Genomic DNA, 15,209 nt, shown 5'->3' with positions numbered 1-15,209 from the left:
CTCGAAACTTGAAACAGGAAACTCGAAACTGCTTCTACGTTTTTGCCTTCTTGACCTCTTCAATCAACGGAGGAACGATGTCGAACAGATTTCCGACAACACCGTAATCGGCGATCTCGAAGATAGGCGCTTCAGCATCTTTATTAATAGCAATGATGGTGCGCGAGCCTTTCATGCCGACGATGTGCTGAATGGCGCCGCTGATGCCCAAAGCCAGATAGAGCTTGGGAGCAACCGTCTGGCCGGAGCTGCCAACTTGCCGATCCATGGGCAGCCAGCCCGAGTCGCAAATTGGGCGCGAGGCAGCCAGCTCTCCGCCGAGCGCGTCGGCGAGTTGCTTGGCGAGATCAATGTTCTTCTGCTCTTTAATTCCGCGACCGACGGAGACGATGATTTCGGCCTGCGTGAGGTCCACCGCCTGCTTGGCTTCTTTGAACCATTCATGGGGCTTGGTGCGGATGGCGCTGGCATCAACCTTGGCGTTCACGGTTTCTACGGGAGCAGGCGCAGAAGCAGCTTCGGCCTTGTCGCCACGGAAAGCCCCGTTCTGGAATGTGGCAAAGTAAGGAGGCTCACCGGCGAAGCTGACATCGGCGGCAAACTTCCCCTGGAACATCTGGCGGATGAACAGCAGCCGGTTGCCATCCTTCTTATATCCGATGCAGTCGGGTATCAGGCTGCGCTCGAGAGATGCAGCCAGCTTAGGGGCGAAGTCGCGCACCTGGTAGGTATGTGGCATCAGCACGAGGTGCGGCTTTTTCTCACTGATGAACTGCTTGAGCGCGGCGGCAAAGCCGTCAGGCGTGTAGTTGGCCAGCGCGGGTGATTCGATGGCATAAACCTTGGCCACTTTTTTCCCAGCCAGCTCGGAGGCAACAGCGTTAATGCCGCTGCCAACAACCGCGGCCTCGACCTGCCAGCCTAGTTCGCCGGCGATGACTTGCGCGCCGGCAATCGTCTCCCAGGAGACGCGATTCAGTTTTCCCTCATGCTGCTCAGCTACAACCAGAATGGTTTCAGGCATCGTCTTTGGTGTGCGCTCTCCGGTTCAGTGTGAGACCAACGGCAATCAAAACCAGGCCCACGACGGTTTGAATCAACCCCCACTTCACGAAGAAAAGGGCGCCATCAACAACATCGCGGCCGACAAACAACCCAATAAACAAATCAAACAGGAGAAGGATCGCGCCGATGGTCATCAGCACTCCTCCCCAATCGTTTTTCGAAGTCTCTTCTTCCTGGAACGCCTGGCGTTCGTGCACATCCATTTGTTGGTATGTGTGGCTTGCACTCAGTGCCATAAAGTCCTCATGCTTTCCAGAGACGCAGCATGCTGCGCGCCTCTACCGATGATCGGTTTACCCAAAGACTCTCCAACCGTTCACGGGCCGATTCAGAGGACAACAAAAGTTACAAAACCCGCACCTCGTTCCGTAAACGGTCAACCAGCTTTTTGGCAACTTCTGCCGGAGCGCCCTCAAGCATTTCTGTTTTCTTGCTCTTCTGCGGAATATACAGCTTTTCGATCTTGATCTGGTTGCCTCCGAGGGCCGATTGTACCTCCGAAAGGGCCATTTTCCGCAGGGGTTTGTTCTTAGCTTGTTTGATGCCAATTAAGGTCGCGTAGCGCAGTTTATTAATGCCCGACTGTATGGTCAGAACTGCGGGCAAGGGGATATCCACGTATTGGAAGTACCCGGCCTCAAGCTCACGTTTTACACGGATGCCGCCTTCCTGCTTTTCGATCTGCATAATAATGGTGGCGTGCGGACAGCCCAGCAGCTCGGCCAGGATCACTCCAGTCTGCGCATAGCCGTAATCATCGGATTGCAGGCCGGTAAAGATGAGATCGAATTGCTCATCTTTGATAGCAGCGGCAAAGGCACGCGCGATGTTGATGGCATCGAGCCCGACGAAGGCCTGGTCTTCCAGGTGGATGGCCCGATCCGCTCCCTTGGCGAGGGCCTCACGCAGAACCTGCTGCGCCCGCGCGGGCCCGGCGGTGATGACCACAACTTCTCCCCCGTGCTTTTCCTTCTGGCGCAGGGCCTCTTCTAGGGCATAAGCGTCAGGCTCGTTGACCTCGTAAGAAACGTCTTCGCGAATCCAGGCGCCGCTTTCGTTGAGCTTCAGGGGCGCATCTTTCTGGGGAACTTGCTTGAGACAGACAAGAATTTTCATGAATGGTTCTCGGTTGTTCGTGCGAATTATGGCTGTTTTCAGGAATACCAGGCGAAGAGAAAGTATAAATCAGGTTGAAGGGATTTGAGTCATCGGCTCATCCTCTGAATTAATGGCCCAATGACTCAATGATCCGATGAATCAATTATTCAATGACTCAATGATCCAATGGCAAAATGACTCAATCGAGAAACGCTACCGACTGCACTCCGGTAATCTCAAAGCGTTTGCGGCAGCGCATGTTCTTGCACATGGTCATGTCATCGCGGCGTACCATGTAAGTGCGGGCCTTGGCGAATTTGGCGCGGTCGCGCTCGTCGGCCCGGGGCGGTAGCTGGCGCTTCTTGGTGCGCACCAGCCAGTTGATTTCATATTCGGCCGACTGCTTGCAATGCGGACAGTTCAAGCTCGCCGGCTTCTTCTCTTCCCGTTCGTCGTAAAATTCGCGTTCGTCCATTAGCAAAATTATTGCATAATCAAAGCATAAGCAGCGCACCATGCCTCAAAAGAAGAAACACAAGCGTTTTAGCGCCGTCAAGGCCGTGAAAGAGCTGGCCCGCGAGCGCGTGGGCCAACCTCCGCCTGTGCGGAAGGAAGAAAGCACAAATAAGCCAAGGAAAGAAAAACACAAGCCGACACTGGGCAAGCTGCTGCAAGAAAGTGAATGACAAGCCTCTCATGATGCAGCCGGTTCAGCACCAACAATATCGCCGCGGTGAATTCACCATCAGCACTGATCCCGCAAAACTTGATGTGCCAGCGGTGCACGCCTTCCTGACGCAGTCCTACTGGGCGGAGGGCATTCCCCTGCCAGTGGTGGAGCGCTCGATCCAAAATTCGCTTTGTTTTGGACTGTATGAAGGCAAAGATCAGATCGGCTTCGCGCGGGTCGTCTCAGACCTGGCGACCTATGCTTATCTCGCGGACGTGTATGTTTTAGAAAAATATCGCGGGCATGGGCTGGCCAAGTGGCTGATGGAGTGTATTCAGCAGCATCCCGAGCTGCAAGGCCTGCGGCGCTGGGGCCTGGTCACCCGTGACGCTCACGCTCTCTATGAGCAATTTGGATTTACGCGTCCAGCAAAACCGGAAGGATACATGGAGAAGCTGGCGGGAGATATTTATAAGAAGTTCTCAGGTAAGACTAGAGTCAGACCACAAAAGACACAAAGGTCAAAGCGATAGCGCATCTCCCCGGCTTAGGACCCCGCAACACTGTACTCCGTTCCAGAACCGCAAAGCTTATGACTTTTGTTTGCGGGTTGGGGTAGTTATAGAATCTAGACCTCGCATGGGTAAAGCCGCCTTACATCTTTCCAAGCTGTTGTCAGAGCTGGAGTCTTTTTACGGCAAACAGGAGCCATGCTGGCCAACCGATCCGTATCTTTTTCTGGTGTGGTGGCACTGCGGATATCCGGCGAGCGATGCCGCCTGTGCCAAGGGCTGGGAGTCTCTGAACAAGGCGGTCGGGGTCGAGCCGCAGCAACTTCTGGAAGCGTCACCTGCGAAGCTCGCGAACGCGTTAAAAGCAGGCGGCATGGTGCCGGAACTAAGAGCGATGCGGCTGAAAGAAATTGCCGTCCGCATCCAGAATGAATACGGTGGCGACCTGCGCGCCGGCCTGGTTGGGCCCATCGAGCAAGCCCGCAAGACGCTGAAGAAGTTCCCTAACATTGCCGATCCGGGCGCCGACCGCATGTTGCTATTCGGTGGCATTGCGCCGATACCCGCGGTTCCCTCCAACTGCCCGCACGTGATCGTGCGTATTCAACGCGGACAAGAGCGCGAGAACTACGCTGTGACCTATCGCGAAGCACAGCAGGCAATCGAGGCAGAAATCCCGAAAACGTTTGATGCCCGCACGCGGACATATTTACTGCTGAAACGCCATGGCCAGCAGTTGTGCAAACGCGTCAAGCCGAAATGCGCGCAGTGCCCGGTCAGTTCTTCCTGCGCTTTCTTCGCGGGCAACCGCCGTGGGCGATCGGCCCCTGCTTAATTGCGATTTCTGCCTGATCCGGCTGTAGGCGGACATAGGCACAGATTACTTCATCTCGACAGCGGTGGCCGGTAGCGAAACGTTTTGGTATCGAAGCTGGGTGCGTAATTGATATCTCCCGAATACGATGCCTGAATCTGGCGGAAGCCGCCCCTAAGTTGGTAGGTGGTAAGACTTGCCTGACCTGAAGATAAGGGGAAGGTGCCAAGAGGATTGGCTCCATCGAAAAAAGTAATTTGGCCCGTGGGTGTCGGCCCCGGCGCGACGGGAGTAACGGTGGCTGTAAGACTCACCGTTGCTCTAAGCCGGGAGGGCACGGAAGGCACGCTTGAAATTTGCAGTGCGGTAGTGCTGGCCGGAATGCCACCGGTTGGCGCAATACAAGAGTTCATGGCATTGGACCACTCCTCCTGCACGGTGTAGCCGGAGAGGGTTGCGTGGATATGGTTGCAGAGGTCGCCAATTTCCTGGCCGTTGCCGGTAGGGTCAACCCATGCCAGCGGACGGACAAAGGTGTTACCCACTAATCCGACCTCTGTATCCGTGATGCTTTCGGCCAGCTCATGCGTTGAAACAGAGGTTAGGTTCTGGAATGTGGTGCCGCTCCCGCAGCCTGTCCTGCAGCCAGGGGCGGAAAGGTCGGGCATGACACCGTAAGGAATTGAGAGGTTGTTATTGGTGTAAGTGCCGTGATAAGCGCAAAATTGCTGGCAACTCAAAAAGCCTTGCAGAGTAATGGTGTAGCCCAAGGGGAAGTAAACCATGTAGAGCGTATTCACATTGCCCGAGCCATCAGTTACAGGATCGGGGAGGTTATGTGCGGCGATCTGCGCCTGAAGTTCGGAGATGATTTGGCTGTCATCTACAGTAGTACCGGTTACAGATGGAGCGATTGTGTAAGGGCCAATGACGGTGCCGCGACCAATGGTCTGATTGCTGCCTGGCATCCCATCCGCAAAACCGGTTAAGCCCACGGTGTTGTATTCGCTGAGCATGTCTATATAAGGACTGTTGTTGATCGTGCTGTAAAAGCCCTTGATCTGGTTGTGGGTTGTGAAGTTCACATTCGCTGTCCAGAAGACCACGGCAACCTGAACATTGGAGATCACCCTACCGCCGTAATAGTTCAAATGCGGACCCGATAGGTTAATGATTGTGCTCGACCGTGGTGACTGTGGCGGCCCCAAGGGGACGATGCGTTGTTGAGCGGGTGCGGCGGGAGAAAGCACAAGCAGGGCAAAAACCAGAACAGCACTTTTAGTGGCTGTGCGCAGGAAGTGGCACACCAAGATCGGACGAGCGAAATTTTTGCGCACACGGGCCTTTTTCAAGCAGGTATTACCGGCCGAGAATGAAAGTTGACATCGAGGGAGGAAGCAATTATATCCCGGTTTCTGAAAAGCGAAACAGAAAGCTCTTGCGCGGTATGGCGTGAGATGGGAAAATCAATGATTGCTCTGACAGCAAGGCAGTGGACTGTAGATTTCTTTGCGTCTGCGGAAGCTGTAGGGCATCTAAAGAAGTGGAGTCAAGCTAGGCTAACGGCTTCAACAACCCCGTAGGTCGGGGCCTTAGAGATAAGGTCAGTGGATCTACTGGAGCCGATAGGTGCTTTCAACATCCCCGTTCCGGGCCGTAGTTAGGGCGCCGGGACTGAAGGCGGAAAAAAATGGCTACGGCAACATCAGCAGTAACGTGCTCGCTTGAAAACTATCTCGTGCAACCTGACCATACTATGGATCCGCGTATCGCCGCGGCCAGGGCTGAGTTAGGACGCAACCTCGTAATTTTAGGTCACCACTATCAGCGCGATGAGGTCATACGCTTCGCCGATTTTCGCGGAGACTCTTATCGGCTTTCAAAAATTGCTTCCGAAGCCGAAGGCCGTTACATCGTCTTCTGTGGAGTGCATTTCATGGCGGAGAGCGCCGATGTGCTCAGCCGTTCTTCGCAAACAGTCATTTTGCCGGATTTAAATGCCGGCTGCTCCATGGCCGATATGGCCGAGATTGGGCAGGTGGAAGACTGCTGGGAGCAACTCGTGAACATGGGACTGACCGACGACGACGGCCAAGGTGTTACTCCCATCACCTACATGAACTCTACGGCCGCCATCAAATCGTTTTGCGGCCAGCGCGGAGGCATGGTTTGCACCTCTTCTAATGCTGCCGGGGCATTCCGTTGGGGCTTTGCCAAGAATCCCAAAGTCCTTTTTCTCCCCGACCAACACCTGGGACGCAACACCGCCTATGCCATGGGTATTCCGCGGGAAGATATGGCAGTTTGGGACCCTTACCAACTCATGGGCGGACAGACACCTGACCGCCTGCGCCGTGCGCGCGTAATCTTATGGAAAGGGCACTGCTCGGTGCATCAGCGCTTTCTGCCGGAGCATGTAGATAAAATCCGTGAGCAGTATCCGGATATTCATGTCATCGCCCATCCTGAGTGCCGCTGGGAAGTTTGCCAGAAGGCTGACTCGCTCGGTTCTACCGACAAGATCATCAAAACCGTCGCCCAGGCGCCTGCCGGCAGCAAGTTTGCCGTGGGCACTGAAATTCATCTGATAAACCGGCTGGCGAAAGAGAATCCGGATAAAATGGTAGTTACGCTCGACAACTCTGGATGCCTGTGCACTACGATGTTCCGCATCTCGCCGCAGCATTTGTGCTGGGCCCTGGAAAATCTGGTTGAGGGCAACGTGGTGAACCAGATTAAAGTCAACGACACCGATAAACATTGGGCGCGCGTCGCGCTGGACCGGATGCTGGAGATTCAGTAAGGATTTTTTGGAGACGCGGCGAGCTAGAGACGTAGCAAGCTACGTTTCTACGGGAAAGAATCGAAGATATTCACAATATGGCCGAACGAACTTTTACTTTAGAAGAAGCGCAGACCCTGGTGCCCATTCTGGAATCGCTTTTGCGATCAGCCATGGAGGGCAAGAAGTTAATCGAAGAGGTCGAGGCTGAGCTGCAGGCGGCCAACAACCGTATTTTCCTCAACGGTGGGACCCTGGTAGATGTGGTCCACTTGGCCCGCCGCAAAGCTGAGCGCGATAAAGCCACCCAGACCATCAAAGACTCACTCGCCGAAATTGATTCTACTGGTGTTCAGGTGAAAGACCTGGATATTGGATTGCTCGATTTCCCTTGCCTGGTCGAAGACCAAATCATTCTTCTTTGCTGGAAGGTGGGTGAGCAGAAAATCACACATTGGCACGGCGTCAGCGAGGGTTTCCGCGGAAGAAAACCTATTGATGAACGCATTGTGAAGGCAAAGAAGCAGGACAAGCCAAATTAGTTCTGTTTTTTGGTCTGTCTCTGTCGTAGCTTTCTTTCTCTGCCGAATTTGACGAAGAGAATAATGAACCAAGCAAGCACAATTCCTATAATGCCGCTCACAATCAAGTTCGGAGGCTGAGGGCCGAACGACTTGGGCGACTCCTTGTAGATGTTAACCGTCATCTGCACGCCACCTAGAGCGAACAAGAGTGCAAGCCCCCTGAATAAGAGCATCACTTTGGGGCTATATTTTTCGCGAATGAAGTAAGTGCTGGCCAGATATTCGGGTTTGTAGATCGAAACAAGGCAAAATATCAAAAACCCCAAGACCATTCCTACCGGTATAGACGCCATACTTTTTGAGAACCTATTTTTCCGTGGCCGCCGCGGCGAGATGCGCCCGTACAACTTTGTTGCGCCCGGCCTCCTTGGCCGCGTAGAGGGCGGCATCGGCGGCTTTGAACAATTCATCACGGTTGGCCCCGTGCTCGGGAAAATCGGCCACGCCAATACTGACGGTCAATGGCCGATTCAAACCAGGGAAGTGGAAATTCTCTACGAAACCGCGCAATTTTTCGGCGGCCTTCATGGCCTTTTCTCCTACGGTTTCCGGTAAAAGCACAGCGAACTCTTCACCGCCGTAGCGGCATAAAACGTCTGCCTTGCGAATATGCTTGCTGAAAAGAGCTGAGATCTGACGCAGCACCTCATCCCCGAGAATGTGGCCGAACTCGTCGTTCAGGTTCTTGAAGTAGTCAATGTCAATCATCAGCACGGCCATGCCGTGCTCGTAGCGCGAGAGACGGTCAATCTCAGCGATCATTCTTTTTTCCAGGTGGCGGCGGTTGTAGATGCCGGTTAAGCCGTCGGTATCGGCCATCTCTTCGGCTTTCTTGAATGATAGTGCGTTGTGGATGGCGTCGGCGCAGATATCGGCGACGGCTTCGAGGGCTTGAATGTCCTCATCGCGGAAGGAATCAGGCGCAGCATTTTCCAGGGCAAGAACGCCTATTTTTTGTCCCAACGAAACCAGCGGGATGCAAATTTCAGCCTGGGTTTCCTGGAACGCGGCAACGTATCCGGCATGGGATTTTGCCCGGTTGGGCACCACGATCGTATGGCCCTCTGCGAGTGCGTGTCCGCTGATGCCGGAATTTTGGGGCAGTTCGAATCCCACCGTAACCAGTTCCTTGAGCTTCCCTTTATGGGCACGCAAGAGCAGCTTCTTGCGCTCCACAGTAAGCACGATGGCATGGTCTACTGGGAAATATTGCAATATCAAATTACAGATTGCCGGGAACAGCTCTTCCGGCTTCAACAAAGCGCGGGTTTCCTTGGCAACAGCGTTGATGGCTTCGAGCTGCTGCGTGCGGCGCTGTTCGCGCGAGTAAAGCTGCGCATTCTGAATGGCGATGGAAGCCTGGGTGGAAAAAAGCGTAAGCAGATCAATGGTTTCGCGGTCGAAACCATCGATCACATCTTTTTGGATGTCGAGCACCCCGACCACCTCGTCGCGCACCAGTAGAGGAATGGCCACCTCGCAGCGCGTGCCATTTGTGACCTTTAAGTAGCGCCGGTCTTTGCTTACATCGGGCGAGTAAATAGGCCGCTTGACCTTGGCGGCAGTGCCGGTGAGTCCCTTTCCCAGTGGGATGCGCAGGTCTCGGGGGGCCTGGATGCATCCGAAATGGCTCTTTACGTGGAGCTCCTTGGTCTTTTTATCCAGCAGCAAAATGGTGCCGTTATCCAGATTAAAGTAGTCACGCACGGTATCGAGGATGCGTTCCAGCACCTCATCCAGATCGAAGGTGGAGAGAACGATCTGACTGGCATCATATAAAATTGCAATTTTCTGCATACTCTGAACTGGGGAAAGAGTTCCAGAATTGTACAGCGAAAACCGGCGCAAAGGCTGTTAATTTGTTAGTTACTTGCGGTCAAACCAGCAAAGCAGGCCATAAATTAAGGCGGAAATCAGGCCGTAGACCAATAGGCCAAGGTCCTCGTGGAAGATCTGGTGCCGGGCCACGGCCGGCAGATGCGGACGGATAACCCAGTAGATGGCAGCTCCCGCCAGCACGGCCGCCAGGGCTTTTACGAATCGGCGTAGCATAAAATTTTATGGGCTTCGCAGCCGGAAATCCTGCTGGGGGAGCGGGATTCAGCGCCCCCAACTCATCTATAGGATAGTCTGCGGCAAATCTCCACTGAAGCTCGTCTTGCTAAATTTGTCGGTATTAGCTAATCTATATTAGCTAGGTCGTGCCCATGAAAACTGTTACCATTCATCAAGCCAAGACCAATCTTTCTCGATTAATTGAGAAAGCTTGTGACGGTGAAGAAATCATAATTTCTCGCGGTCCTGACCCCGTAGTGCGATTGGTTCCAATTTCAGACTCCAAGGGCCGGCGCCAGCCTGGGGCTCTGCGTGGCAAGCTCCGCGTTGGACAGGAATTCTTCGAGCCGTTGCCAAGCGAGGATCTGGCGGGTTGGGAGTAGAGAGATGCGCCTATTGCTTGATACCCACACGTTGCTTTGGTGGCTTAGTGATGATCCAGCATTGAGTGTTTCAGCGCGCAAGCTAATTGCACGTGCTAATAACACCCTCCTTGTAAGCGCAGCCTCGGCTTGGGAAATTGCCATAAAATTTCGTTTGGGCAAACTCCCGGGTGCCGCAGAGTTACTGGGCGACTTTGCCGGATATCTCAGGAATGAACATTTTGAAAGTTTACCAATCACAGATAACCATGCGGTTCGGGCGGGGCTGCTGCCCGAACCACACAAGGACCCATTTGATCGTATGCTGATCGCGCAAGCCCAGGCGGAAAATATTCCGATCATCAGCAACGATGTTGCTTTCGATACTTATAAGGTTCGTCGGCTATGGTGATGTTTTCCGCGCACTCGGAACATCGGGCCTTTCAACAAACTGCCTTTGTTACCTTCTGCACCAAAACTGGAAACGCGCAACTGATTAGCAAGCGCCGAGAACTTCTATAATCCATCTCAGACCTGAGACAGGATAACAAGTGCCAGACCTGACCACGCCGGTGCAATATTTGAAGGGAGTCGGCCCGCGCATTGCCGACTTGCTGGCCACCAAGGGCATTCATGTCGTCGAAGACCTGCTTTACTACCTGCCTTTTCGTTATGAAGACCGTCTGAATCCGCGAGGGATTGCGGAACTGCGCGAAGGCGAAATGGCCAGCGTAATTGCCGAAGTGCGCAACTCAGGCCTGTTCCGTACCAAGCGCATGCCTATCTTTCAGATGACGGCTGCCCAGGGCCGGGCGGGCCTTACCTGCATCTGGTTTAACGGGACATATCTCAAAGACAGATTCAAGCCGGGACAGACTGTCGCCCTCTATGGCAGGGTGGAACGCAGTACATTTGGACGCGGTGGATTGCAAATCATCCAGCCGCAGTTTGAGGTGTTGGCCGATCCTGATGACGACGCGGAAGCGGAGGCTGCTAACTCACTTGAGGTCGGGCGCATTGTTCCCATTTATGAATCGGCGGCGGACCGGCGGCTGACGTCGAAATGGTTTCGGCGCATCGTTCGTGGCGCGCTGGAGCAGGTTGTGCCCGACGGCTCCGGCGAAAACAGTTTGCCTGAAACTCTGCCGCCGGCGATACGCTCGCGCATGGCTCTGCTGTCACGGGCCGAGGCCTTGTGGCGCGTCCATTGGCCGGAGCCGGAGGCTGATTTTTCTGCGTTGCAGGCGGCGCGCACACCGGCCCACCGCCGCATGATCTTCGAGGAATTATTTTTTCTCGAACTGGGATTGGAGCTGAAGCGCAAGACCATGCGCGCCCAGCCGGGGATCGCCTTTGAAGTTACCGAGAACGTGCGCGCAGCATTGAAGAAGATTCTGCCCTTTCATCCCACGGACGCGCAGAAGAAAGTGCTCAAAGAAATCGCGGAGAACATGCAGCAACCCGTCCCCATGCGGCGGCTACTGCAAGGTGACGTGGGCTCGGGCAAGACCATCATCGCCTTGCAGGCGGCGATCATCGCGATTGAAAACGGATACCAGGTGGCGTTGATGGCACCGACGGAAATTCTGGCTACGCAACATTATTTAAGCGCGCGACGCATTCTGGAGCCCGCTGGATATCGCATTGTCTTGCTAACCGGGTCGCTGGAAGAAGAGCGCAAGCGCGATACCCGCCGCCACATCGCACGCGGAGACGTTCAGCTTGTGATCGGAACCCATGCGCTGATCGAAGAAAAAGTCGAATTTGCCAAATTGGGACTGGTGATCGTGGATGAGCAACATCGCTTCGGCGTGTTGCAGCGCTTCAAGCTGATGAAAAAAGCGCCGGAAAACGCCGCCGAAAGAAACGACGCTGAACCCGATACGCTGGTCATGACAGCAACGCCGATTCCACGTACATTAGCGCTCACACTTTACGGCGACCTGGACATCAGCATTCTCGACGAGCTTCCACCGGGACGCTCGGCCATTGTGACTCGGCGTGTCTCCGACGAGCGTTCAACGGAGGTGTGGGCTTTTCTGCGCAAGCAGGTTGCCGCCGGACGCCAGGCATACGTTGTTTACCCGGTGATTGACGAGAGCGAAACTCTCGACGTCAAAGCCGCAACCAAGATGTATAACGAGCTGAGCAAACGCATTCTTCCCGATCTGCGCGTGGGCTTGCTGCACGGGCGGCTCGATGCCGACGAAAAAGACGCCGTCATGCGCCGCTTCCAGCGCGGGGAGCTCGATGTACTGGTGGCGACCACGGTGATTGAGGTCGGCGTAGATGTTCCTAACGCTAACCTCATGATTGTCGAACACGCCGAGCGCTTCGGCCTGTCGCAACTTCACCAGTTGCGTGGACGCATCGGCCGCGGCCCGGCCAAGTCTTTCTGTGTCCTTATGACAGGCGGAAAAGTTTCTGAGGAAGGCGAGCAGCGCCTCGATGCCATGGTGCGCACCACCAACGGCTTCGAGATCGCCGAACTCGATTTGCAACTGCGCGGTCCGGGCGAGTTCTTCGGTACGCGCCAGGCGGGAATGCCGAGCTTCCGTGTGGCTAACCTGCTGCGCGACCGCGATATCCTGGAGCAGGCCAAGAGCGAAGCCGCCCTGGTGGCCTCTGCTCCCAATGCGGAAATTACCGCCGAAGAGCTTTCCCGTACACTGCATTACTTGCACAGCCATTGGCAGAGGCGGTATGGATTAATTGAGGCGGGATAAGAAAAGTTTCGATTTGGAAGGAACCGTGTAAGACATATCCCGAAGATGCACGTGAATGCGTGAGATGATTGAAGCCAAGCAGGAGCAGCGCCGTGAAGACGGTTTACGTAGCACTATTGGACGAGGGGACCGATTGTTGGCGTCCGGTTCAGGCTGAACATATGAGCGGCGACGTTTACAGGCTGTGCGGCCCTAAGCATGAAGACGAAGCATGGGAATTTCAGCCTGGCGAGCTAGTACGCTGCAAACCTCGTAGATTCTCTGGCGGAGCGGAAGAAATGGCTGCTTTCGAAAAAGTTTCACTTTGACCTACACCGACTCGCTCGAAATCGCGCTTAACTGTTCGAGCTTGAGGGTTGTTTCATACTTGAAACCTGCAACTCGAAATTGGAAACTATGAACGTGGTTACCACAAGCAAATCCGACCTTTACCGCCTGCTTCCTTCTTTGGATGAAGTTCTGCAGGCGCTGGCTGAAGTCACTCGCGCCGAGGGCCACGTTGCCGTAGCCGATGCTGCACGCAACGTTCTCGCCAGACTGCGTACTGAAATATCTTCTGGTCATCTGGATAGCAAGAGTGTTGAAGTAGCAGTGCAGGGAATTGTGCAGGCGGTCGAGCGCGAGTTACGCCAGGCACTGCAGCCTTCGTTGCGTTCGGTCATTAACGCTACTGGGGTCATCCTGCACACCAATCTTGGACGCGCGCCGCTGGGCGAAGCGACACTGCAGCGAATACAGGAAATCGCTGCTGGCTACTCCAACCTCGAGTTCGATATTGAAGGTGGCGAGCGCGGAAAACGCGATTCGCATACCGATAAATTATTTGCCAAACTTTTTGCCCAGCAGTTGGGCGCCTCTGCCGGCGGTCTTTCAACTGTGGTGGTCAACAATAATGCGGCAGCAGTCCTGCTGGTTCTCAACACGCTGGGCGAAGGCGGCGAAGCGGTTGTATCGCGCGGCGAACTGGTCGAAATCGGTGGCAGCTTCCGCATTCCCGACGTCATGGCCAAGGCCGGCGCCGCTCTGCGCGAGGTTGGGACAACGAACCGCACGCGCATCGCTGATTACGAACGCGCCATCACCGAGAAGACGCGAGTGCTGCTGCGCGTGCATCGCTCGAACTTTGCCATGGTCGGTTTTACCGAACAGCCGGCATTGACGGAGCTGGTTGCTCTGGGCCGCAAGCATAAGATTCCCGTTGTAGAAGATTTGGGCAGCGGGGCGCTGTTCGATCTGCGCAGTATAGGCGTGAGTGGAGAGCCGGGTGTCGCCGACAGCTTGCGTGCGGGAGTTGACATCGTGACCTATAGCGGTGACAAACTCCTGGGCGGACCGCAGGCGGGAATTCTGAGCGGAAGAAAAGAGCTGATTGCACGCCTCAGGCAGAATCCGCTCTTCCGCGCGTTGCGTGTAGATAAGCTTACGTATGCTGCGCTCGAAGCCACACTGTTGGCTTACATACGCAACGACAGCTCGGCTATTCCTGCGTTGCGCATGATGCATCTTTCTGCCGATGCAATTCGTGAGCGTGCTGCTGCGGTCCAAAAAACTCTTTCTTCCGCCTCCAGCTTGAAAATCGAGATTATCGCGGGAGAGTCAGTGATCGGTGGCGGGGCTGCTCCCCAGGCCACCTTGCCAACATGGTTGCTCGTGCTGGACGCTCAAAAATTAAGCGCCGATGCCTTGGCGGAACGACTGCGCGCTGCGCAACCCTTGCCCATTATCGGGCGGGTAGAAGAGGGAAGGGTGCTGCTCGACCTGCGCACGGTTTTTCCGGAACAGGATGCAGTGATCGTGAAAGCGTTGTTGCAGATTGATTCCGCAAAGTGAATGTTGAGCAGCAATGACGCTTTATACCCTCGGCCACTCCACACGTCCTCTCGATGAATTTCTAAAAATTCTTCACGTCCATTCCATCCAGACTCTGATTGATATCCGCGCCTTTCCCATGTCGCGCCGGATGCCCTACTTTAACCGCGAGTCACTCGAAAAGTCTTTGCCAGAAAAAGGCATTCAGTATGTCTGGATGAAAGAGTTGGGCGGTCGCCGTAAAAAGCTGCGCGACGATTCGCCCAACATTGGATTGCGCAATGATTCTTTTCGCAACTATGCCGATTACATGCTCACGCCGGCGTTCCAGCAAGCGGCGCAGCGCGTCTCTGAGTTTGCCGAAAGCGCTCCAACTGCCATCATGTGTGCCGAGAAGGTGTTCTTTCACTGCCACCGCATGCTGGTTTCCGATTATTTTGCTCTGCGCGGAAATGATGTACTACACATTCAGGATGCTTCGCCATCGCGTCCGCACGTGATTACCAAAGAAGCGAAGCTGGTCGAGGGCCAGGTGATTTACAGCGAAGGTATGCTGTTCTGATGCAACCCTCATATAGAATCATGAGCTATGTTCACGGTTGAGCTGCAACGAGTGTGCAAGAGCTACAACCAGGTTGTTGCTGTGGATGAACTTTCCTTCAGCATTGCGCCCGGCACAATTTTTGGACTCCTCGGGCCGAATGGTGCGGGCAAGACCAGCACCATCCGCAT

Annotated in this window: 16 protein-coding genes; 9 read left to right on the top strand and 7 right to left on the bottom strand. The window is 54.7% G+C overall.

Going from position 1 to position 15,209, the window contains the following annotated elements:
- Nucleotides 1-34: 34 nt before the first annotated feature.
- From VK738_18250 to VK738_18235, 4 genes are all read right to left on the bottom strand, one after another.
- Nucleotides 35-1,024 carry an electron transfer flavoprotein subunit alpha/FixB family protein gene (locus tag VK738_18250; GenBank protein HTD24607.1) on the bottom strand — a complete coding sequence of 330 codons (990 nt, stop codon included), beginning with the start codon at nt 1,022-1,024 and terminating at the stop codon, nt 35-37.
- A complete protein-coding gene (locus tag VK738_18245) occupies nt 1,017-1,301 on the bottom strand; it encodes a hypothetical protein (protein ID HTD24606.1) in 285 nt (94 codons plus the stop codon). The genes VK738_18250 and VK738_18245 overlap by 8 nt, the downstream gene beginning before the upstream one ends.
- 109 nt (nt 1,302-1,410) lie before the next feature.
- Nucleotides 1,411-2,181: an electron transfer flavoprotein subunit beta/FixA family protein gene (locus tag VK738_18240; GenBank protein ID HTD24605.1), complete on the bottom strand. Its 771-nt coding sequence runs from the start codon at nt 2,179-2,181 to the stop codon at nt 1,411-1,413.
- Nucleotides 2,182-2,362: 181 nt separating this feature from the next.
- Complete coding sequence (locus VK738_18235) at nt 2,363-2,638, bottom strand: hypothetical protein (GenBank protein HTD24604.1); 276 nt, start codon at nt 2,636-2,638, stop codon at nt 2,363-2,365.
- Nucleotides 2,639-2,678: 40 nt separating this feature from the next.
- Here VK738_18235 and VK738_18230 point away from each other — a divergent pair, with 40 nt between their 5' ends.
- The 3 genes from VK738_18230 (at nt 2,679) to VK738_18220 (ending at nt 4,180) form a co-directional block, all read left to right on the top strand.
- The gene (locus tag VK738_18230; protein ID HTD24603.1) at nt 2,679-2,849 is read left to right on the top strand and encodes a hypothetical protein; all 171 of its coding nucleotides are present in this window, start codon (nt 2,679-2,681) and stop codon (nt 2,847-2,849) included.
- A 10-nt stretch (nt 2,850-2,859) separates the two neighbouring features.
- Nucleotides 2,860-3,366, top strand: coding sequence for a GNAT family N-acetyltransferase (locus tag VK738_18225; protein ID HTD24602.1), 507 nt, complete (start codon nt 2,860-2,862; stop codon nt 3,364-3,366).
- Nucleotides 3,367-3,472: 106 nt separating this feature from the next.
- Complete coding sequence (locus tag VK738_18220; protein ID HTD24601.1) at nt 3,473-4,180, top strand: hypothetical protein; 708 nt, start codon at nt 3,473-3,475, stop codon at nt 4,178-4,180.
- A 50-nt stretch (nt 4,181-4,230) separates the two neighbouring features.
- On the opposite strand, the gene VK738_18215 is transcribed toward VK738_18220, so the two are convergent.
- Nucleotides 4,231-5,496 (bottom strand): Ig-like domain-containing protein, encoded by a 1,266-nt coding sequence (locus tag VK738_18215; protein HTD24600.1) that lies wholly within the window; start codon nt 5,494-5,496, stop codon nt 4,231-4,233.
- Between the two features lie 353 nt (nt 5,497-5,849).
- On the opposite strand from VK738_18215, the gene nadA reads away from it, so the two are divergent.
- On the top strand, nt 5,850-6,962 hold the full coding sequence (gene nadA, locus VK738_18210; GenBank protein ID HTD24599.1) for a quinolinate synthase NadA: 1,113 nt from the start codon (nt 5,850-5,852) through the stop codon (nt 6,960-6,962).
- A gap of 77 nt (nt 6,963-7,039) precedes the next feature.
- A complete protein-coding gene (locus VK738_18205; protein ID HTD24598.1) occupies nt 7,040-7,483 on the top strand; it encodes a DUF2203 domain-containing protein in 444 nt (147 codons plus the stop codon).
- Nucleotides 7,484-7,831: 348 nt separating this feature from the next.
- Here the strand turns inward: VK738_18205 and VK738_18200 are convergent, their stop codons facing one another.
- Complete coding sequence (locus tag VK738_18200; protein HTD24597.1) at nt 7,832-9,322, bottom strand: diguanylate cyclase; 1,491 nt, start codon at nt 9,320-9,322, stop codon at nt 7,832-7,834.
- 69 nt (nt 9,323-9,391) lie between these two features.
- Nucleotides 9,392-9,577, bottom strand: a complete 186-nt coding sequence (locus VK738_18195) for a hypothetical protein (protein HTD24596.1) — start codon at nt 9,575-9,577, stop codon at nt 9,392-9,394.
- A gap of 390 nt (nt 9,578-9,967) precedes the next feature.
- On the opposite strand from VK738_18195, the gene VK738_18190 reads away from it, so the two are divergent.
- The 4 genes from VK738_18190 (at nt 9,968) to VK738_18175 (ending at nt 15,039) form a co-directional block, all read left to right on the top strand.
- On the top strand, nt 9,968-10,354 hold the full coding sequence (locus VK738_18190; GenBank protein ID HTD24595.1) for a type II toxin-antitoxin system VapC family toxin: 387 nt from the start codon (nt 9,968-9,970) through the stop codon (nt 10,352-10,354).
- 139 nt (nt 10,355-10,493) lie between these two features.
- Entirely contained in the window at nt 10,494-12,668 is a 2,175-nt protein-coding gene (gene recG, locus VK738_18185) for an ATP-dependent DNA helicase RecG (GenBank protein HTD24594.1), read from the top strand.
- A 402-nt stretch (nt 12,669-13,070) separates the two neighbouring features.
- A complete protein-coding gene (gene selA / locus VK738_18180) occupies nt 13,071-14,498 on the top strand; it encodes an L-seryl-tRNA(Sec) selenium transferase (GenBank protein HTD24593.1) in 1,428 nt (475 codons plus the stop codon).
- A 13-nt stretch (nt 14,499-14,511) separates the two neighbouring features.
- Complete coding sequence (locus VK738_18175; GenBank protein ID HTD24592.1) at nt 14,512-15,039, top strand: DUF488 domain-containing protein; 528 nt, start codon at nt 14,512-14,514, stop codon at nt 15,037-15,039.
- Nucleotides 15,040-15,209: the final 170 nt, after the last annotated feature.

The organism is Terriglobales bacterium (assembly GCA_035487355.1).
Taxonomy (GTDB): domain Bacteria; phylum Acidobacteriota; class Terriglobia; order Terriglobales; family Acidobacteriaceae; genus QIAW01.
Note: the sequence above shows the minus strand (reverse complement) of the source record. Positions and strands in the feature narration are given on the sequence as shown.

Coding starts and splice junctions, on each gene's coding strand:
- VK738_18250 (HTD24607.1), bottom strand. CDS start 1,024: ATGCCTGAAACCATTCTGGTTGTAGCTGAGCAGCATGAGGGAAAACTG.
- VK738_18245 (HTD24606.1), bottom strand. CDS start 1,301: ATGGCACTGAGTGCAAGCCACACATACCAACAAATGGATGTGCACGAA.
- VK738_18240 (HTD24605.1), bottom strand. CDS start 2,181: ATGAAAATTCTTGTCTGTCTCAAGCAAGTTCCCCAGAAAGATGCGCCC.
- VK738_18235 (HTD24604.1), bottom strand. CDS start 2,638: ATGGACGAACGCGAATTTTACGACGAACGGGAAGAGAAGAAGCCGGCG.
- VK738_18230 (HTD24603.1), top strand. CDS start 2,679: ATGCCTCAAAAGAAGAAACACAAGCGTTTTAGCGCCGTCAAGGCCGTG.
- VK738_18225 (HTD24602.1), top strand. CDS start 2,860: ATGATGCAGCCGGTTCAGCACCAACAATATCGCCGCGGTGAATTCACC.
- VK738_18220 (HTD24601.1), top strand. CDS start 3,473: ATGGGTAAAGCCGCCTTACATCTTTCCAAGCTGTTGTCAGAGCTGGAG.
- nadA (HTD24599.1), top strand. CDS start 5,850: ATGGCTACGGCAACATCAGCAGTAACGTGCTCGCTTGAAAACTATCTC.
- VK738_18205 (HTD24598.1), top strand. CDS start 7,040: ATGGCCGAACGAACTTTTACTTTAGAAGAAGCGCAGACCCTGGTGCCC.
- VK738_18200 (HTD24597.1), bottom strand. CDS start 9,322: ATGCAGAAAATTGCAATTTTATATGATGCCAGTCAGATCGTTCTCTCC.
- VK738_18195 (HTD24596.1), bottom strand. CDS start 9,577: ATGCTACGCCGATTCGTAAAAGCCCTGGCGGCCGTGCTGGCGGGAGCT.
- VK738_18190 (HTD24595.1), top strand. CDS start 9,968: ATGCGCCTATTGCTTGATACCCACACGTTGCTTTGGTGGCTTAGTGAT.
- VK738_18175 (HTD24592.1), top strand. CDS start 14,512: ATGACGCTTTATACCCTCGGCCACTCCACACGTCCTCTCGATGAATTT.